This window comes from Nonomuraea sp. NPDC051298, from assembly GCF_055586305.1.
This window is the reverse complement of record NZ_JBVJIM010000016.1, coordinates 1-16,615: the sequence shown is the minus strand read 5'-3', so window position 1 is coordinate 16,615 and position 16,615 is coordinate 1. Positions and strand designations below refer to the sequence as shown.

At 68.7% G+C, this 16,615-nt stretch carries 21 protein-coding genes; 16 read left to right on the top strand and 5 right to left on the bottom strand.

Annotated elements, in window-relative coordinates; all coding sequences use genetic code 11:
• Nucleotides 1-60 precede the first annotated feature (60 nt).
• The 4 genes from nuoL to ACZ6S0_RS35965 are packed head-to-tail and all read left to right on the top strand — an operon-like array spanning nucleotide 61 to nucleotide 6,074.
• A complete protein-coding gene (nuoL, locus tag ACZ6S0_RS35980) occupies nucleotides 61-1,926 on the top strand; it encodes an NADH-quinone oxidoreductase subunit L (protein WP_465923964.1) in 1,866 nt (621 codons plus the stop codon).
• Nucleotides 1,926-3,485: an NADH-quinone oxidoreductase subunit M gene (locus tag ACZ6S0_RS35975; protein WP_465923797.1), complete on the top strand. Its 1,560-nt coding sequence runs from the start codon at nucleotides 1,926-1,928 to the stop codon at nucleotides 3,483-3,485. The genes nuoL and ACZ6S0_RS35975 overlap by 1 nt, the downstream gene beginning before the upstream one ends.
• Nucleotides 3,482-5,074, top strand: coding sequence for an NADH-quinone oxidoreductase subunit NuoN (gene nuoN / locus ACZ6S0_RS35970; protein WP_465923796.1), 1,593 nt, complete (start codon nucleotides 3,482-3,484; stop codon nucleotides 5,072-5,074). Before ACZ6S0_RS35975 ends, nuoN begins: the two co-directional genes overlap by 4 nt.
• Before the next feature lie 10 nt (nucleotides 5,075-5,084).
• Nucleotides 5,085-6,074, top strand: a complete 990-nt coding sequence (locus ACZ6S0_RS35965; protein WP_465923795.1) for a polyprenyl synthetase family protein — start codon at nucleotides 5,085-5,087, stop codon at nucleotides 6,072-6,074.
• Here ACZ6S0_RS35965 and rarD read toward each other — a convergent pair.
• Nucleotides 6,050-6,979, bottom strand: a complete 930-nt coding sequence (gene rarD, locus ACZ6S0_RS35960; protein WP_465923794.1) for an EamA family transporter RarD — start codon at nucleotides 6,977-6,979, stop codon at nucleotides 6,050-6,052. The genes ACZ6S0_RS35965 and rarD overlap by 25 nt on opposite strands.
• A 121-nt stretch (nucleotides 6,980-7,100) precedes the next feature.
• On the opposite strand from rarD, the gene msrA reads away from it, so the two are divergent.
• The 5 genes from msrA (at nucleotide 7,101) to ACZ6S0_RS35935 (ending at nucleotide 9,102) form a co-directional block, all read left to right on the top strand.
• A complete protein-coding gene (msrA, locus tag ACZ6S0_RS35955; RefSeq protein WP_465923793.1) occupies nucleotides 7,101-7,763 on the top strand; it encodes a peptide-methionine (S)-S-oxide reductase MsrA in 663 nt (220 codons plus the stop codon).
• 50 nt (nucleotides 7,764-7,813) lie between these two features.
• On the top strand, nucleotides 7,814-8,119 hold the full coding sequence (locus ACZ6S0_RS35950; RefSeq protein WP_465923792.1) for a helix-turn-helix domain-containing protein: 306 nt from the start codon (nucleotides 7,814-7,816) through the stop codon (nucleotides 8,117-8,119).
• A 34-nt stretch (nucleotides 8,120-8,153) separates the two neighbouring features.
• The gene (locus tag ACZ6S0_RS35945) at nucleotides 8,154-8,420 is read left to right on the top strand and encodes a hypothetical protein (protein WP_465923791.1); all 267 of its coding nucleotides are present in this window, start codon (nucleotides 8,154-8,156) and stop codon (nucleotides 8,418-8,420) included.
• Complete coding sequence (locus ACZ6S0_RS35940; protein ID WP_465923790.1) at nucleotides 8,404-8,583, top strand: VapC50 family PIN domain-containing toxin; 180 nt, start codon at nucleotides 8,404-8,406, stop codon at nucleotides 8,581-8,583. Before ACZ6S0_RS35945 ends, ACZ6S0_RS35940 begins: the two co-directional genes overlap by 17 nt.
• Before the next feature lie 168 nt (nucleotides 8,584-8,751).
• Nucleotides 8,752-9,102 carry a hypothetical protein gene (locus ACZ6S0_RS35935; RefSeq protein ID WP_465923789.1) on the top strand — a complete coding sequence of 117 codons (351 nt, stop codon included), beginning with the start codon at nucleotides 8,752-8,754 and terminating at the stop codon, nucleotides 9,100-9,102.
• Between the two features lie 281 nt (nucleotides 9,103-9,383).
• On the opposite strand, the gene ACZ6S0_RS35930 is transcribed toward ACZ6S0_RS35935, so the two are convergent.
• From ACZ6S0_RS35930 to ACZ6S0_RS35915, 4 genes are all read right to left on the bottom strand, one after another.
• On the bottom strand, nucleotides 9,384-9,977 hold the full coding sequence (locus tag ACZ6S0_RS35930) for an NADPH-dependent FMN reductase (RefSeq protein ID WP_465923788.1): 594 nt from the start codon (nucleotides 9,975-9,977) through the stop codon (nucleotides 9,384-9,386).
• A 124-nt stretch (nucleotides 9,978-10,101) separates the two neighbouring features.
• Entirely contained in the window at nucleotides 10,102-10,449 is a 348-nt protein-coding gene (locus ACZ6S0_RS35925; protein ID WP_465923787.1) for a hypothetical protein, read from the bottom strand.
• A gap of 128 nt (nucleotides 10,450-10,577) precedes the next feature.
• Nucleotides 10,578-11,705 (bottom strand): hypothetical protein, encoded by a 1,128-nt coding sequence (locus ACZ6S0_RS35920; protein ID WP_465923786.1) that lies wholly within the window; start codon nucleotides 11,703-11,705, stop codon nucleotides 10,578-10,580.
• Nucleotides 11,706-11,883: 178 nt separating this feature from the next.
• Nucleotides 11,884-12,312: a hypothetical protein gene (locus ACZ6S0_RS35915; protein WP_465923785.1), complete on the bottom strand. Its 429-nt coding sequence runs from the start codon at nucleotides 12,310-12,312 to the stop codon at nucleotides 11,884-11,886.
• Between the two features lie 131 nt (nucleotides 12,313-12,443).
• Here ACZ6S0_RS35915 and ACZ6S0_RS35910 point away from each other — a divergent pair, with 131 nt between their 5' ends.
• The 7 genes from ACZ6S0_RS35910 to ACZ6S0_RS35880 all read left to right on the top strand — a co-directional run bounded on the left by ACZ6S0_RS35910 (nucleotide 12,444) and on the right by ACZ6S0_RS35880 (nucleotide 16,520).
• The gene (locus ACZ6S0_RS35910) at nucleotides 12,444-12,863 is read left to right on the top strand and encodes a VOC family protein (RefSeq protein ID WP_465923784.1); all 420 of its coding nucleotides are present in this window, start codon (nucleotides 12,444-12,446) and stop codon (nucleotides 12,861-12,863) included.
• 126 nt (nucleotides 12,864-12,989) lie between these two features.
• Nucleotides 12,990-13,361, top strand: coding sequence for an MmcQ/YjbR family DNA-binding protein (locus tag ACZ6S0_RS35905; protein ID WP_465923783.1), 372 nt, complete (start codon nucleotides 12,990-12,992; stop codon nucleotides 13,359-13,361).
• A gap of 11 nt (nucleotides 13,362-13,372) precedes the next feature.
• Complete coding sequence (locus ACZ6S0_RS35900; protein ID WP_465923782.1) at nucleotides 13,373-13,915, top strand: GNAT family N-acetyltransferase; 543 nt, start codon at nucleotides 13,373-13,375, stop codon at nucleotides 13,913-13,915.
• 132 nt (nucleotides 13,916-14,047) lie between these two features.
• Nucleotides 14,048-14,431 (top strand): hypothetical protein, encoded by a 384-nt coding sequence (locus ACZ6S0_RS35895; protein ID WP_465923781.1) that lies wholly within the window; start codon nucleotides 14,048-14,050, stop codon nucleotides 14,429-14,431.
• A gap of 33 nt (nucleotides 14,432-14,464) precedes the next feature.
• Nucleotides 14,465-15,448: a DMT family transporter gene (locus tag ACZ6S0_RS35890; protein WP_465923780.1), complete on the top strand. Its 984-nt coding sequence runs from the start codon at nucleotides 14,465-14,467 to the stop codon at nucleotides 15,446-15,448.
• A complete protein-coding gene (locus tag ACZ6S0_RS35885; protein ID WP_465923779.1) occupies nucleotides 15,445-16,080 on the top strand; it encodes a GntR family transcriptional regulator in 636 nt (211 codons plus the stop codon). Before ACZ6S0_RS35890 ends, ACZ6S0_RS35885 begins: the two co-directional genes overlap by 4 nt.
• Nucleotides 16,081-16,169: 89 nt before the next feature.
• Nucleotides 16,170-16,520, top strand: a complete 351-nt coding sequence (locus ACZ6S0_RS35880; RefSeq protein WP_344876943.1) for a hypothetical protein — start codon at nucleotides 16,170-16,172, stop codon at nucleotides 16,518-16,520.
• The last annotated feature ends 95 nt before the right edge of the window (nucleotides 16,521-16,615 follow it).

Genomic DNA, 16,615 nt, shown 5'->3' with positions numbered 1-16,615 from the left:
GAATCTCAAATCGCTGAGATCGTCCAGCACACCGGTGGAGTGATCGGCGTCTCCTGGCTGATGATCGCCCTCCCGCTCGTCGGGGCGTTCATCCTGCTGGTGTTCAACCGGATCACCGACCGCTGGGGCCATCTGCTGGGCGTGGCCATGTCCCTCGCCTCGTTCGTCGTGGCGGTGCTGGCGTTCTTCGAGCTGATCGGATTCGGGGAGGAGACGCGCCGCCGGGCCGTCCATCTCTTCGAGTTCATCCCGGGCATGCCCGGCGAGCCGGCCATGGTCGACATGGGGCTGCTCATCGACCCGCTGTCGATCAGCTTCGCGCTGCTGATCACCGGTGTGGGCTCGCTGATCCACATCTACTCCATCGGCTACATGGCCCACGACGAGCACCGGCGCAGGTTCTTCGCCTATCTCAACCTGTTCGTCGCGGCGATGCTGCTGCTGGTGCTGGCCGACAACTACGTGGGGCTGTTCATCGGCTGGGAGGGCGTCGGTCTGGCGTCGTACCTGCTGATCGGGTTCTGGCAGTTCAAGCCGTCGGCGGCGGTCGCGGCGAAGAAGGCGTTCGTGGTCAACCGCGTCGGCGACTTCGGGCTGCTGGTCGGCATGTTCGTCATCTGGACCACGTTCGGCACCCTGGCCTTCAAGGACCTGGGCGCCCAGGTCAACGGCGTGCAGAACGGCACCACGCTGGCCATCGGCCTGCTGCTGCTGCTCGGGGCGTGCGGCAAGTCGGCGCAGCTCCCGCTGCAGTCCTGGCTCCTCGACGCCATGGAGGGCCCGACCCCGGTCTCGGCCCTGATCCACGCCGCGACCATGGTCACCGCCGGCGTCTACCTCGTGGTCCGCTCCGGGGCGTTCTTCTTCCCCGAGGGCTCTGGCGCCGCGCTGGCCGTCGCCATCGTCGGCGCGGCCACGCTGCTCGCCGGTGCGATCATCGGTTGCGCCAAGGACGACATCAAGAAGGGCCTGGCCGGCTCGACGATGTCGCAGATCGGCTACATGATGCTGGGCGCGGGCTTCGGCCCAGCGGGCTACGCGTTCGCGATCGGCCACCTGATCACGCACGGCTTCTTCAAGGCCGACATGTTCCTCGGCGCCGGCTCGGTCATGCACGGCATGAACGACGAGGTGAACATGCGCAAGTACGGCGGCCTGCGCAAGTACATGCCGATCACCTTCGTCACGTTCTTCATCGGCTACCTGGCGATCATCGGGTTCCCGCTGCTGTCCGGCTACTTCACCAAGGACGGCATCATCGAGACCGCGGTGCACCACCAGCCGGTGCTCGGCTGGCTGGCCGTGCTGGGCGCGGGCATCACCGGCTTCTACATGTCGCGGATGGTCTTCATGACCTTCTTCGGCGAGAAGCGCTGGGCCGACGACGCCCACCCGCACGAGTCGCCGACCGTGATGACCGTGCCGCTGATGATCCTTTCGCTGGGCGCGCTGGGCCTGGGCGGCTACCTCGTCCTGGGCGGCACGCTGTACGACTTCCTGCGTCCGGCCGTGGGCGGCACGCCGGAAGGGGCGCCGCACTTCGACCCGTTCACCACGCCGGGTCTGGCCACGCTGGCGCTCGTCGCGGTCGGCGCGGTCATCGCCTGGATGCGGTACGGCCGGGCCACGGTGCCGTCGGTGCAGCCGCGCGGCTCCTTCCTCACCACGTTCGCCCGGCGCGACCTGTACGGTGACGCGCTCAACGAGTCGCTCTTCATGCGCCCCGGCCAGTGGCTGACCCGCATCGCGGTGTTCTTCGACAACCGGGGCATCGACGGGCTGGTCAACGGTCTGGCGGCAGGCGTCGGCGGCACCTCCGGGCGCCTGCGGCGGATCCAGACGGGCTTCGCCAGAACGTACGCGCTGTCCATCCTGATCGGCGCCGCCCTGCTGACCGGCGCCCTGCTCTTCGTTGGGAACATCTGATGTCACCCTGGCTTCCGATACTCATGGCGGTGCCCGTGGTGGGCGCCATCGTGGTGGCCCTGCTTCCCAAGGGCAGTGACAAGCTGGCCAAGCAGGTCACGCTGCTGGTCTCGCTGCTGGTGCTGGTCCTGACGGGCGTCATGGCCGCCGGGTTCAAGCCCGGCGGCGAGCGGTTCCAGTTCACCGCCGAGTACAACTGGATCCCGAGCTTCGGCGTGAAGTTCGGGGTCGGCGTGGACGGCGTGGCGCTCGTGCTCATCGCCCTGTCGGTGGTGCTCGTGCCGATCGTGGTACTGGCCTCCTGGCACGACGCCGACGGCGTGAAGGCCGCCGACGGCACGCTGATCACGCCCAAGCGGTCGGTGAAGACGTACTTCTCGCTGCTGCTGGTGCTCGAGACGATGATGATCGGCGTCTTCGCGGCGACCGACATCTTCCTGTTCTACGTCTTCTTCGAGGCCATGCTGATCCCGATGTACTTCATGATCGGGTCGTACGGCGGCGCCCAGCGGTCGTACGCGGCCGTCAAGTTCCTGCTGTACTCGCTGTTCGGCGGCCTGCTCATGCTGGTCGCGGTCATCGGGCTCTTCGTGGTCGCGGGCAAGCAGTCGTTCATGTTCCCCGAGCTGGTGGGGGCCATCCAGGACCCGGTCATGCAGAAGTGGCTGTTCGCCGGGTTCTTCATCGCCTTCGCGATCAAGGCCCCGCTGTGGCCGGTGCACACGTGGCTGCCCGACGCGGCCGCCCAGGCCCCGGCCGGCGCGGCGGTGCTGCTGGTGGGCGTGCTGGACAAGGTCGGCACCTTCGGGATGCTGCGCTTCTGCCTGGAGCTGTTCCCCGACGCCGCCAAGGCGTTCACGATGCCGATCGTCGTACTGGCGGTCATCAGCATCATCTACGGCGCCATCGTGGCCATCGGGCAGACCGACATGAAGCGGCTCATCGCCTACACGTCGATCTCGCACTTCGGCTTCATCGTGCTGGGCGTGTTCGCCATGTCCGGCGTCGCCCAGTCCGGGGCGGCCCTCTACATGGTCAACCACGGCTTCGCCACCGGCGCGCTGTTCCTGGCCGCGGGCTTCCTCATCGCCAGGCGCGGCTCGCCGTTCCTCGGCGACTACGGAGGCGTGCAGAAGGTCGCGCCGCTGCTGGCGGGCTTCTTCCTGGTCGCCGGTCTGGCCGGTCTGTCGCTGCCGGGCCTGTCGTCCTTCGTCAGCGAGTTCATGGTCATGATCGGCACCTACTCCAGCACGGCCCACGGCTCGGGCGCGCTGACGGCGGCGGCGATCATCTCCGCGGTGGCCGTGGTCCTGGCGGCCGTCTACATCCTGTGGATGATCCAGCGGGTCATGAACGGTCCCACGGCCGAGCCGGTCAAGGCGTTCAGGGACCTGAACGCCCGCGAGGTCTGGGTGCTGGCCCCGCTGGTCGCCCTGATCATCGGGTTCGGCTTCTACCCCAAGCCGCTGCTGGACGTGATCAACCCGTCGGTGCAACACACGCTGACCAACGTGAAGGTACCCACCTCCACCATCGCTGAGAAGGGGACAGGCCAGTGAACCCCGCCATCGAAGCGCCGACGATCGAGTACGGCACGCTGGCGCCGCTGCTGGTCGTCTTCGGCGCGGCCGTCATCGGCGTGCTCGTCGAGGCGTTCGCACCGCGCTACCTGCGCAAGTCCATCCACGTGCCGCTCACCCTGCTGAGCCTGGCCGGCGCGTTCGCGCTGGTCCTGGTGCAGACGATGCGCGGCCAGGTGTCCACCACGGCCTCCGCGATGGGCGCGGTCGCCGTCGACGGGCCGTCGCTGTTCATCTGGGGCGTCATCCTCGTCCTGTCGTTCGTCTGTGTGCTGCTGATCAACGACGAGGGGCACTTCGTGGCCTCCGCCGCGGCCGTACCCGGCAGCGCCGACGAGGAGGAGGCCGAGGCCCACGACAACGGCAGCGGCCAGACCGAGGTCTACCCGCTGGTCCTGTTCGCGGTCGGCGGCATGCTGCTGTTCCCGGCCGCGCACGACCTGCTGATGATGTTCGTGGCCCTCGAGGTCATGTCGCTGCCGCTGTACCTGCTGTGCGGCCTGGCCCGCAGGCGTCGCCTCCTGTCGCAGGAGGCGTCGATGAAGTACTTCCTGCTGGGCGCGTTCTCCTCGGCGTTCTTCCTGTACGGCACCGCCATGGTCTACGGCTTCGCCGGCACCGTCTCGCTGCCGGGCATCAACCAGGCCCTGGCCGGGGCCACCGGGCTCGAGCCGCTGCTGCTGATCGGGTTCTCGATGCTCGCCGTGGGCCTGCTGTTCAAGATCGGCGCGGCGCCGTTCCAGGCGTGGAAGCCGGACGTCTACCAGGGCGCCCCCACCCCGATCACCGCCCTCATGGCCTCCGGCACGCTCGTGGCGGCCGTCGGTGCCGTGCTGCGGGTGTTCTGGGTGGGTCTGGGGAACCTCGACTGGGAATGGCGGCCGGTCATCTGGGGTGTGGCCGCGCTCACCATGATCGTGGGCTCGATCCTGGCGATCACGCAGACCGAGATCAAGCGCATGCTGGCGTACTCGTCGATCGCGCACGCCGGCTTCCTGCTGGTCGGTGTGATGGCCACGTTCGGCAGCGCCGAGGGGAACGCGGGCTCGCTCAAGGCGATCCTGTTCTACCTGGCGGTCTACGGCATCACCACGGTCGGGGCGTTCGCGGTGCTGACGCTCGTACGCGACCCGGGCGGCGAGGCGGGACACCTGTCACGCTGGGCCGGGCTCGGCAAGCGCGCGCCGGTGCTGTCCGGGGTGTTCGCCTTCTTCCTGCTGGCCTTCGCCGGCATCCCGCTGACGAGCGGCTTCTTCGGCAAGTACGCCGTCTTCGCCGCCGCGCTGAACAGCGGGACGCAGCCCGGCGACTCGATGGGCGGCTGGATGGCCGGCCTGGTCGTCGTCGGTGTCGTGGCCTCCGCGATCGCGGCGTTCTTCTACGTCCGCGTGATCGTGCTGATGTTCTTCAGCGAGCCCGCCGCCGACGGCCCGGCCATCGCGGTCCCGAGTATGGGGACCGTGGCCGTCATCGCAGTTTCGTTGCTGGTTACGGTAGGAGTGGGGCTCTACCCGGAGTCCGTGCTCGGTGTAGCCAACGACGCTGCAAGCAGCCTGTTCATCAGATAAGGGGATCTGTATGTCTGCGCCTCCCGTGGTTGACCTTCCCATTGAGGACGAACGGTTGGCGCAGGATGTGGCCAACGGACTGGCCGCGGTCGAGAAGCTCCTACGCTCGTCGGTGGAGAGTGAGGACGCCTTCGTCACGGAGGCGTCCAAGCACCTCATCGAGGCGGGGGGCAAGCGGTTCCGTACGTTGATGGTGCTGCTGGCCGCCCAGTTCGGCGACGCGTCGGCGCCGGGCGTGGTGCCCGGCGCCGTGGTCATCGAGCTGACCCATCTGGGCTCGCTCTACCACGACGACGTCATGGACGAGGCCCCGGTGCGCCGGGGCTCGCCCTCCGCCAACGCCCGGTGGGACAACACCGTGGCCATCCTCACCGGCGACTACCTGTTCGCTCAGGCTTCCGACCTCCTCGCCGACCTCGGCCCCGAGCTGATCCGGGTGCAGGCCCAGACGTTCTCCCGCCTCGTCCAAGGGCAGATCCGTGAGACCATCGGCCCGCGGGACGGGGAGGACCCCGTCGGGCACTACCTGCACGTCCTGGCCGACAAGACGGGGTCGCTGATCGCCGCCTCCGGCCGCTTCGGCGCCCTGCTCTCCGGCGCCCCCGCCGACGTGGAGGAGCGCCTGAGCCGCGCCTGCGAGGCGATCGGCGTGGCCTGGCAGCTCGGGGACGACCTGCTCGACGTGGCCTCCACGGGCGCCGAGTCGGGCAAGACGCCCGGCACCGACCTCAAGGAGGGCGTCAAGACCCTCCCGGTCCTGTACGCGCTCGCCGCCGGCGACCACCCCCGCCTGACCGCCCTGATGTCGGGCCCGGTCGCCGACGAGGACCTCGACGAGGCCCTCACGCTGCTCCGCGCCCACTCGGGGATGGCGCGGGCGCGGGCGGAACTGGACGCCTGGGTGAACCGGGCGCGCCATGACATCTCGGGCCTGCCCGACATCCCGGCCAAGGACGCGTTCCTGGCCCTCTGCGACTACGTGGTCGAACGCTCGGGCTGAGCCTTCGGGGTGGTGACGCGGCTCCGGGCGGCGGTGCGAGCCGTCCGGAAGCCGTCGTACGTGAAGATCGCCAGGGCCAGCCACACGATCGAGAACCCGATCCACCGGCTGGACGGCATGACCTCCCCGATGATCAGCACCCCGCAGACGAACTGCAGGATCGGCGCGATGTACTGCAGCACCCCGATCGTGCTCAACGGCACCCGGATGGCCGCCGCCCCGAAGCAGATCAGCGGCACGGCCGTGATGAGCCCGGCCCCGACCAGCAGCGCCGTATGCCACATCCCCTCCCGCCCGAACGTGGCCGCACCGCTGCCCTGAAGGAAGACCAGGTACGCCAGCGCCGGCACCAGCAGCACCAGCGTCTCGACCGCCAGGCTCTCCGTGGCCGCCACGTTGGCCTGCTTCTTCACCAGGCCGTAGAGCCCGAAGCTGAACGCCAGCGTCAGGGCGATCCACGGCAGCCGCCCGTAGTCGATCGTCAGCACCAGCACCGCCAGCGCCGCGAACCCCACCGCCACCCACTGCAACGGCCGCAGCCTCTCACGCAGCAGCACGACGCCGAACAACACGCTGACGAGCGGGTTGATGAAGTAGCCGAGTGCGCTCTCCACCACGTGACCGGTGTTGACCGCGTAGATGTAGGTGCCCCAGTTGACGGTCACGACGATGGCGGCCACGGTCAGCAGGGCGAGCTTGGCGGGCTGCCGGGCGATCTGCTTGATCCAGGACCAGTGCCTGCGTACGGCGAGGGCGGCGACGACGACGACCAGGGACCACACCATGCGGTGGGCGAGGATCTCGACGGATCCGGAGGGCTTGAGCAGCGGCCAGTAGAGGGGGAACAGGCCCCACATGGTGTAGGCGGCGATCCCGAACAAGACGCCACGCCGAAGGTCAGGCATGTCCTCCAGTTTCGAGCATTACCACCTTTAAACACAAATTTCGTCCATTGAATGGAAATGTGTAGCGATCCTAAAGTGTTGACCTCTGTGTAGGCTGGATCTGACCTATGGAGGTAGCGCTATGGGCTGGCTGTTCGGCGGCAACAAGACATCGATGGTCCGACCTGAAGACGCCCTTCCCGGCCGCGCGGAGCAGATGCCCGTGCCGCCCCGCCACGCCGTCCTCGACGCCCCCTTGGCGCCCCCTTACCCGGAGGGGCTGGAGACCGCCGACTTCGGGCTCGGCTGCTTCTGGGGCGCCGAGCGCAAGTTCTGGCAGACCCCGGGGGTCGTCACGACGGCCGTCGGATACCAGGGGGGCCACACGCCCAACCCCACGTACGAAGAGGTGTGCAGCGGGCTTACGGGCCACACGGAGGCCGTCCGGGTCGTCTTCGACCCCGCGAAGGTCTCGTACGAGGAGCTCCTGAAGGTCTTCTGGGAGGCCCACGACCCCACCCAGGGCATGCGCCAGGGCAACGACGTCGGGACACAGTACCGCTCGGCGATCTACTACCACTCGCCGGAGCAGCAGAAGGCGGCGGAGGCGTCGCGGGACGCGTACCAGCGGGTGCTGAAGGAGGCGGGCTACGGCGAGATCACCACAGAACTCGCCCCAGCGGGCCCGTTCTACTACGCCGAGGACTATCACCAGCAGTACCTGTACAAAGTCCCCAATGGGTACTGTGGGATCGGCGGCACGGGCGTCGCCTGCCCGGTCGATATCGCGCCTGCCGGCGAGTGAGGCGTCGACCGACCGTGCATGTCGTAGGTGAGCACGGGGACGAGGGCCCCTTGATCCTGCCTCGTGAAGCCCTGACTCTGCTTGCCTTTATCCTTGCCCAAGCAGCCGAAGGGCGTGGAGTCACGGTGATTTCATCGCATGCTGAGCTGACGACACAGCAAGCGGCGGACATGCTGAACGTCTCCCGCCCGTATGTGATCAAACTTCTGGAGACGGGAGAAATTCCCTTCCGGTTGATCGGCAAGCACCGCCGAATCAAGTACGAGGATCTCCAGGAATACAAGCGTCGCGATGACGCCAAGCGCCGGACCGCGGCCGACGAACTCGCTGCGCTGGGGCAAGAGTTGGGCATCTGAGCCATGACATTCGTGGTGGCGCATCCTTGACGAGATGCAGCGCAACCTCGCCGCCAACCGGCCCGACATTCCCGCGGAGAAGCTCGACAAGCTCCGGCGCCTGATGACCTCCGCTGTCCGAGACTGCCTTGTCGAGGGGTATGAGCCACTGATCGAAGGGCTGAAACTTCCCGACGCCGACGATCGGCATGTGCTGGCTGCGGCGATCAAGGTGGGCGCGAGGTCATCGTTACGTCGAACCCAAGGACTTCCCTGCCGACTACTTGGCTCCATGGGATATCGAGGTGAAGTCGCCCGATGACTTCGTGCTGGACCAAATCGACCTGGACGGAAGGGTCGTCTGGGCTTGTGTGCAGCAGATCGCGGACTCGCGGACCAGCCCGCCGGAGACCGTTGATGATGTGCTCGACGCTTTGGAGTCAGCGGGCCTCATCGAAGCGGTCGCTGCCCTTCGAGCCGGCTGAAGTCCCCCCAACTGGATCTGTAGCGCGAAGCCACGCGCTACCACCAGCAATGATCGTGGAAGAACCCGAACGGCTATTGCGGCATCGGTGGCACGGGCGTCTTCTGCCCGGTCGGCTTGACCTTCGGCGAGGACTGAGCAGGTGCGCTTACACACTCCTCGGGAGCACATGGAGCTGATTCGCAGACGACCGGGGATGTACGGACTGGACGGCTCGTACAAGCTGTTCACGACGTACATCGCCGGGTTTGACGCGGGCAGCGGTCACACTTTCCGGGAGTGGCTGATACCTCAGGTGAATGGCGGCAGCAACCTCATATGGGAGGCGCTGGTGCTCATGCTGGCGTTTCCCGGCGAGTCTGTCGGGCCCCTTCTCGCCGGTATGGACGAGGAGCGCAACATGGTCGCTGTGAGCACTCTCTTCGATGCGATCGAGCGCTTCTCGCGCTTTCGCGATGACCAGCCAGGTGGACGGGAGAAGATCCAGGCTGACTACGACCATTGGCTCAGCCGACCGTAGCCCTGGTCGCTTCGAAGAACACGCGGAGTGCTCGCGGCGACGATCTTCTCAACGGGGTCAAGGCGTTGGCGCCGCTCGGGCTGCCCCCTCGCCGGGCGTGCGGCCCGAGGGCCGGTCCCGGTGGGAGGAGGCAAGCCGCTCGCAGGGGGCTGGTTCGAGCGCCGTGCTCTGGTGCGGTCTACGAACGCCTGAGTCTGGTTGATCTCAGGATCGGGCTGGGGGCGATCGGCGGGTCAGGGCATTGGTGTAGGTGAGTGGGGCGTTCGTCGGTGTTGTCGGGTTCATGCCGGGTAAGGGGTGGTCTCGCGGGCTGATCGGAGTGCGCCTGCCCACCAGGCCAGTTGGTCGAGCAGTGTCTTGGCGTACCCGGACGACTCAGGGTCGAGCGGGCGGCCGTCCTGCCACGCCGTGTAGTAGTAGGGGAAGGACAGACCGTCGCGAATGGTCACCGCGTGCAGCTCGGTCAGTACGTTCTCCAGGTGCAGCACGGCATGCCGCCCGCCCGCCGCGCCGCCGTAGCTGACGAAGGCCACGGGCTTGGCCGTCCAGTGGGTGAAGTGCCAGTCGATGGCCGCCTTCAGTGACGCGGGGTAGCTGTGGTTGTACTCCGGCGTGACCACGATGAACGCGTCAGCGCGATCCAGGGCCGAGGTCAGCGGCGCCATTCCGGCCGGACGCGGGTAGTCCTCGTCGGAGAGGCTCGGCGAGATGTCTGGGAGAGCCAGCGGGAGTTCGACCTGCGCCAGATCGACGACCTCCACCTCGAACCCACCATGACCGCGGGCCTGATCGGCGACCCACGAGGCCACCACCGGGCCGAACCGGCCCTCGCGGACGCTGCCAATGATGATCGCCAGATTGTGCTTGTCATTCATGTCCACCACGATCGGGCCGTCGCGGGGCTACAACCAGACCGTGGTCAGGCTGGCCATCGCAGGGTCACCCACAGCACTCCCGATCGTCGGCCTCCAGGCTGAGTGGGAGGTGGCTCGGGCGGGGTCAGATCCAACGGGTCCAGGAGAGCATGGGCAACGGGTCCAGGAGAGCATGGACCGCCGACCGTTGTCCTGGCGCGGCCACGCGGTCATGGTTGCGATCACTGGGTCGGGACTGTCGAGGAAGGATGACCTGGAAGTGCCGGTCGGCCCCGCCTGCACGATGCTCGATCGTGTAGGCGGCTCCGTCATGCCATACCTGCAGGAAGACGTCCGGCAGGTCGGGGATTCGTTGAAGGGTCACGAACCTGTAGGTGTGCGGTCCCAGCCCGTCGACCAGTGTCGCGACGGCTTCCTCGCCTGCTCCGACCAGTCGGCGGCCGTCCTCGGTCGCCGCTGTGGTTTCCGGCATGGCCCCCACCCTGGCACAGAACGGCGTGCGGGAGCGTCCAGGGGTGAGGGTCGTCACGTGCGTCCGGCGCGGGGGACCCGCAGGTGCGTGGTTCCGCATAGGGGGCGGGCGCTCGGGGTGTGGCCTCGTCAGCCGCAGCCGCGGCGGCCGGGCTTGGCGGTCTTGCCGGCTGCCGCGCCGTTCTGCGGGCCCAGGTAGCCGCCCACGGTCAGGCGGTCTCCGTAGATCTGGTCGGGGGTCGACAGCGTGGCGAGGAGGCGGGCCGCGCCGGTGGAGACGTTGAGGGCGTAGACGTACGAGCCGACGGGCTTGGTGGCCGCCTTGCCCGGACGCTCCCGTCCCGCCGCGGCGACGATCTCCTCGTCGCCGAGCCAGTCGATCACGTCGGCCTGGTAGACGTCGGCGGGCAGCCGTGGCTTGACCGTGGTCATCTTGCCCGTCCGGGTGGAGAACGCGGCCAGCCACACGGGGGTCATGTCGGGACCGCAGGCGGGCGCCTGCTTGGGCACCAGGTTGGCGGCCCGGCCGTCGCGTGCGGCGAAGGCGCCCCAGATGAGGTGCTTGTGGGCGTGGGTCGGGATCTTGACGGTGGTGCCGCGGGTGCCGTCGATGGTGCGGAAGGCTCCGCGGTCCGACAGGCCGGGTGGCTTGAGCAGGGTGAGGCGGCCCGTGTCCGGGTCGGCGTCCAGGAGGGTCCAGCCCTTCGGCAGGCGTCGGGTCGTCCCGGCCGCCACGTCGGCGAACGTGACCGAGGGGACGTCGGTGTCGGCCGGGGTGATCGCCAGCCCGCTGCCGTCGCGTACGAACCGCAGTGTGAACGGCGAGCCCACGGAGTCGCGCGGCACCCGGTAGGGGACCGTCCAGGTCTGCGCGGAAGCCAGGTCGCGGACCACGACGGCGTCGTCGGCGGCCCGCTGGTAGGCGATGCGCGTACCGTCGGGGCTGATCGCGAGCGCGCCGGACTCGCCCAGCTCGTCGGGGTTCTTGCTCTTCTCCCAGCCCAGCGCGTCGGGGACGGTGAAGCGTTGCCCGTCGGCGGTGACCAGGCGCCAGCTCTGGCAGGGCCCTGAAGGGATGCTGTCGCGGTCCTTGGGATTGACGCACAGGTAGGCGAACGTCGCTCGGCCCGCCCCCGAGTCGGGCAGCGCGGGCGGCGGGGCGCCGGTCGCGGCCGTCGCAGGCGACGCGGGTACGGCGGAGCCGAGCGCCGCCAGAGTGATCACCGATGCGGTCCGCAGGCAGGTGGTCAAGTTCATGATCTCCCCGTTTCGACGTGGTGCCGGCCCTCGCTTTCCTGTTGGAGGGCGTATCGGCACGGAAAGTTCGCCTCTGATGGCAGGCCGTTATATTGCCGTCACGATTTCCGGATAATTCCTGCGACAACTTCCGGCCTTTCGTGGTGACTTTCCACGGCCCATCAGCGGCAGGCGGGTTTCATGTCCCGGTGAACGGTCGTGACTGCGAGGTGACGTGAAACCAGCGCCCGGCCGGGGGCAGCAGCATGAGGACGATGGCGACCAGCGGGAACCCCGCCACCATGAGAATCGTGTCGCGCCAGGTCAAGCCCGGATCCATCGCATGGAGCGCGAGGCCGCCCGCGATGTACGCCGTCTCGACGCCGACGATCAGCACGCGCACCGCCCTCCGACGCGTGGACCAGCGGCTCAGCAGCCAGCCAACGGCGGACAGGCTGACGGCGACGTAGCCGAGCGGGATCAGCGGCATCCAGTGGAACGTGGCGAAGAAGCCGCCGATCCCCGCGGCGAACCCCACGAGCCCGAAGGCCATCTGGAACGTCAGGACGTATTGAGCCGCTTTCACGGTGCCCGGCATTCGTTCGGAGGCCGTGGACGAGGGCGTCATGCCTTGGATTATGGAGGACAGTCCGTTGAACCCGGAATGAACCGCCTCTGGCAAACAGGCGGCCATCTGAGGCGGCAGGTGGACACGGGGATTCAGAAACCGGATATTAGGGGGGAAGCGGAGGTGTTTTGATGCACGCACGCCTTGACCATCTCGTCTGTTGGGTTTCCGACCAACTCGTCTCCCTGCATTTCTATGAACGGGTGATCGGCCTGCCAGGGGTGCGGGCAGTGGAGTTCCGCGAGGGGAAGGCGCCCTTTCCCAGCGTGCGGATCTCGCCGGAGTGCGTCATCGACCTGATGACCTTCGAGTCCATGCGGGGCGTGGACGAGGGCACCGGAGTGCAGGGCAGTTCCGGGCATCCGCTCAACCATCTCTGCCTGGCGGTCGGCAAGGAGGATTTCGACGCCCTCCAGGTACGGCTGAAGCAGCACAAAGTGGAGATCACCGGGAGCGGCACGAACTCGTTCGGGGCTCAGGGCATCGCGCCCGAGACCATCTACTTCCCCGATCCCGACGGGAACGTGATCGAGGTTCGGTACTACGACTGAGCGTCCACGCCCTCGTACGGCTCCAGCCGGTCTCCAGCCGCAGGGCCTCCCGGTCAGGGTCTCGACGTAGAGGTGCACGTCCACCTCGGGTTCTGAAGTGTCAGGGCGGTCTGGTACACAGGCGGCATGGGTGTGACCGTCGATGAGTTCTTGGCGATGCTGGACGAGTTGCCCGAGGTCCGGTTGAGCCACGGGGGCGAGTGGGTCGGCCTCAAGGTGCGCGACAAGGGGTTCGCCTACCTGTGGGAGGCGACGGAGACCGTCGGGCTCAAGGCGACGATCGAGGAGCAGATCGCGCTGGTCAGTGAGCGGCCCGAGGTGTTCGAGGTGCAGTTCACGGCGGGGCGGTTCGGCTGGGTGGTGGTGCATCTCGACAGGATCGACTCGGATGAGCTGTTCGAGCTGGTGGCCGAGGCGTGGTGCCTGACCGCGCCCAAGCAGCTCGTGGCCGACTTCGAGGCCACCCACCCGATCGGGCAGAGGGTGCAGTCCGGGTAATCTCGGGCGTCGTGACCCCTGCGAACGTCCGGCTGCGGGAGTGGCGCGACGATGACGCCCCCGTCGTGCTCCGCGCCTTCCAGTCGCCTGACCTGCGCCGGCAGGCCCCCTGGCCCGTCGTGACGCTCAAGGACGCCTCCGGGTGGATCGCCGCCTGGTCCGGGGTGGGGCACGCGTTCGCGGTGACGGTCGGTGAAGCGGACGGGGGTGACGGGGCGCGGGTCGTCGGGAACGTGGCCGTGGCGCGGATCGACGATCACGGTAATGGGTGGGTCTCCTACTGGGTCGTTCCCGAGGCCAGGGGGAGAGGTGTCGCGGTGGCGGCCACCGAGTTGCTGGCCCGGTGGGCGTTCGAGGTGCGGGGGCTCTTCCGGCTCGAACTCGGGCACAGGACCGACAACCCCGCCTCGTGCAGGGTGGCGGTGAAGGCCGGGTTCCTGCCCGAGGGGGTCGAGCGGGGGAAGCTCAGTTACGAGGGTGTCCGCTACGACGTCGAACGGCACGCCCGCCTGGCCACCGACCCTCCGGCGCCACTGATCCCGCCCGGCCACTGACCGTCCGGCCGCTGACCGTCCGGCCGTCGCGCCGTCCGGCCCCGACCGGCGGCCGAGGTCGGAGTCGGGGTCGCAGTCGGGGTGATGTGGTTCGCCTGGTGAGGCTCGGGGTCGCTGAACTAATCTTTGCGGATGGACAGCGAGAGTCTGGCCGCGGCTGGGCTGCTGGCGGCCCTGGGCCGGGCGTCGGAGATCCTCGCGGAGTTACATCACCCGTTCGTGCGCAGTGAGCGCTTCTCCCACTTCTTCCCGCCCGCGGGCGCGCGCGTGGGCGTCACGTTCGTCCTGCCGGACGGCCGTGAGGTCCGGTTCGAGGTCTCCATCGCCGCCTCCGGGGGCGCGTTCCACGTCGAGGGCGGGGTCGAGGCGGAGGGCGAGCCGCTGCTGGAGTTGCCACGCAAGAGCCTGCCCGGCGTCCGGGACGGGCTGGCCGTGTTCGACGACTACGTGGGGGAGGTGGCGGCTCCGGCGGCGCGGCTCATCGGCCAGCTTCTGGAAGAATTGTCTGACAACTAGACGAAGCGTGTCTAATTGTCAGACAATGACGGCATGGGGAACGGACCTCTTGCCGTGATCGGCGCTGCTGTGCTCTGGGGGACTGCGGGCACGGTCGGACTGCTGGTGTCCACCGGCTCCGCCTCCGACGCGACCGCCCTGGCCGCCGCCAGGCTGGTGATCGGAGGCGCGGCGCTCGCGTTCGTCGCCCGTAGGGGGCTCAGGCGCGTGATCAGGCCCGGCCTTCTGCTCGGCGCGGTGGCCGTGGCCGCGTACCAGCTCTGCTTCTTCGCCGCCGTGACGCGTACGGGGGTCGCCATCGGGTCCGTCGTCGCGATCGGCAGCGGGCCGGTCTTCACCGGGCTGCTCTCCTGGCTCATGCAGGGCCGTCGCCCCACCCGGCGCTGGACCCTGACCACCGCGGTCGCCATCTGCGGCTGCGCGGCGCTGATCGTGGGCGGCGGGGCAGAAGCGGGGACGCGGGCGGTGTCGGGCGTGCTGTTCGCCCTGCTGGGTGGGCTGGTGTACGCGTACTACGCCGTCATGGCGGCCCGCGCGATCGGCCGCGGCGGCGACTCCGACGCGGTGATGGGGGTGATGTTCGGCGGCGCGGCGATCATCATGCTGCCCGTCCTGGCGCTGACCTGGCCCGGGTGGGCGGCCGAGCCGCGCGCCCTGCTCGTCGTGCTCTACCTGGGGCTCGGCACCACGGCCCTGTCCTACCTCCTGTACGGCCGGGGCCTGCGCACCACCCCCGTGGCCACGGCCGCCACGCTGGCCCTGACCGAGCCGGCCGTCGCCGCGCTGCTCGGCCTGGTCGTGCTGGGCGAACGGCTGTCCCCGGTCTCGATCGCCGGGCTGGTCCTGCTGGGGGCGAGCCTGCTCGCGGCGGCCGTACCCGAACGCGGGCTTGAGCCCAAGCCCAAGCCAGAGCCAGAGCCAGAGCCAGGGCCCGAACGCGGGTCCGTGCCGAAGGCCGAGGGGCCGACACGCGCGGCGGATCACGGGCCGGAAATGGAGCTAGAGTCGCAGCCGTGACGTTGCCGCTCAGACCCGTCTCCACCGTTGGCGCGCTCGCCGACGCCCTGCGCAGCAGGGTGTTGTCCGGCGAGATCGCGCCCGGCACCCCGCTGCCTGAGCAGGAGATCGCCGCGACGTACGGCGTGGCCAGGCCGACCGTGCGGGAGGCGCTGGCGAGCCTGGTCCACGAGGGGCTGCTCAGGCGCGAGCGCAACCGCAGCGCCTACGTCCCGGAGGTGACGCTCTCGGACCTCGAAGACCTCATGTACGTCCGCCGCCCCCTGGAGGACCTGATGGCCCGCGCCGTGGTCGGGCGGAGGGTGCCGGAGGCGGAGGCCGCGCTGCACCGGATGGCCGCCCTGCCCCCCGAGGCGCCGTGGTCGGACACCGTGGCCGAGCACATGCTGCTGCACCAGGCGCTGATCGAGGCCGTCGGCAGCCCGCGGCTGGAGCGGCTCTACAGCACGCTGGCCGCCGAGACGCAGCTCGGGGTGGTGCGACTGCGCGAGGTGTACAAGGACAGGGACGTGCTGATCCGCGAGCACCGGGAGTTGCTCGACGCCATCGCGAACGGCCCGGTCGAGGTCGCGCGGGCGGCGGTGGCGGCCCATCTCGGTCACTCGTGGGGCGGCGAGCGCACTCAGCGGTGAGCCCGGCGATCGGCGGGTCGTCCGGTGCATGAGCACCAATGCGCGCGAACCCTTGCGAGACAGCCCCAGAACTCGCAAGAATCGCGGCCATGCACGGCAATCCGATGCCGGACTCCTACGTGTATGTCACGGAAGAGGGCGTCACTCGTCACTATGCGGACGGGAGCGTCGAGGCCCTCGCCTGGGAGGACGTGGTGGAGGTCCGTGTCGTCACCGAAAGTGGCGAAGACGTCCTGTTCATCCTGCTCGACCGTGACGGCGAGGGCTGTGTTGTGCCCCGCTCGGCCACGGACGCCACGTTTCTCACCCGCCTGCGCTATCTGCCCGACTTCGACCTCGACCGGCTGGCCGTGGCGGCCGACTCGGCGCACGACGGGGTCGTGGTCGTCTGGCGCAGCCCCGATCCCCCCTCGGCTCTCCCGGACCTGGAGTACGACTAGCCTCGGGCTTTCGCGGCGAATTTCCCGCGAGTAGACCAGTTACATGAGAAAAGTGCTTCTGAGCTGGGAGGATGGGGCTTGTCTAAGGTCCTGTC

Excerpts from the sequence above, each read along its gene's own strand:
- msrA (WP_465923793.1), top strand. The coding sequence starts at position 7,101 with ATGGGCTGGCTGTTCGGCGGCAACAAGACATCGATGGTCCGACCTGAA.
- rarD (WP_465923794.1), bottom strand. The coding sequence starts at position 6,979 with ATGCCTGACCTTCGGCGTGGCGTCTTGTTCGGGATCGCCGCCTACACC.
- nuoL (WP_465923964.1), top strand. The coding sequence starts at position 61 with ATGATCGCCCTCCCGCTCGTCGGGGCGTTCATCCTGCTGGTGTTCAAC.
- ACZ6S0_RS35910 (WP_465923784.1), top strand. The coding sequence starts at position 12,444 with ATGCACGCACGCCTTGACCATCTCGTCTGTTGGGTTTCCGACCAACTC.
- ACZ6S0_RS35930 (WP_465923788.1), bottom strand. The coding sequence starts at position 9,977 with ATGAATGACAAGCACAATCTGGCGATCATCATTGGCAGCGTCCGCGAG.
- ACZ6S0_RS35945 (WP_465923791.1), top strand. The coding sequence starts at position 8,154 with ATGCAGCGCAACCTCGCCGCCAACCGGCCCGACATTCCCGCGGAGAAG.
- ACZ6S0_RS35975 (WP_465923797.1), top strand. The coding sequence starts at position 1,926 with ATGTCACCCTGGCTTCCGATACTCATGGCGGTGCCCGTGGTGGGCGCC.
- ACZ6S0_RS35895 (WP_465923781.1), top strand. The coding sequence starts at position 14,048 with ATGGACAGCGAGAGTCTGGCCGCGGCTGGGCTGCTGGCGGCCCTGGGC.
- ACZ6S0_RS35925 (WP_465923787.1), bottom strand. The coding sequence starts at position 10,449 with ATGCCGGAAACCACAGCGGCGACCGAGGACGGCCGCCGACTGGTCGGA.
- ACZ6S0_RS35890 (WP_465923780.1), top strand. The coding sequence starts at position 14,465 with ATGGGGAACGGACCTCTTGCCGTGATCGGCGCTGCTGTGCTCTGGGGG.
- ACZ6S0_RS35905 (WP_465923783.1), top strand. The coding sequence starts at position 12,990 with ATGGGTGTGACCGTCGATGAGTTCTTGGCGATGCTGGACGAGTTGCCC.
- ACZ6S0_RS35965 (WP_465923795.1), top strand. The coding sequence starts at position 5,085 with ATGTCTGCGCCTCCCGTGGTTGACCTTCCCATTGAGGACGAACGGTTG.
- ACZ6S0_RS35920 (WP_465923786.1), bottom strand. The coding sequence starts at position 11,705 with ATGAACTTGACCACCTGCCTGCGGACCGCATCGGTGATCACTCTGGCG.
- ACZ6S0_RS35935 (WP_465923789.1), top strand. The coding sequence starts at position 8,752 with ATGGAGCTGATTCGCAGACGACCGGGGATGTACGGACTGGACGGCTCG.
- ACZ6S0_RS35915 (WP_465923785.1), bottom strand. The coding sequence starts at position 12,312 with ATGACGCCCTCGTCCACGGCCTCCGAACGAATGCCGGGCACCGTGAAA.
- ACZ6S0_RS35880 (WP_344876943.1), top strand. The coding sequence starts at position 16,170 with ATGCACGGCAATCCGATGCCGGACTCCTACGTGTATGTCACGGAAGAG.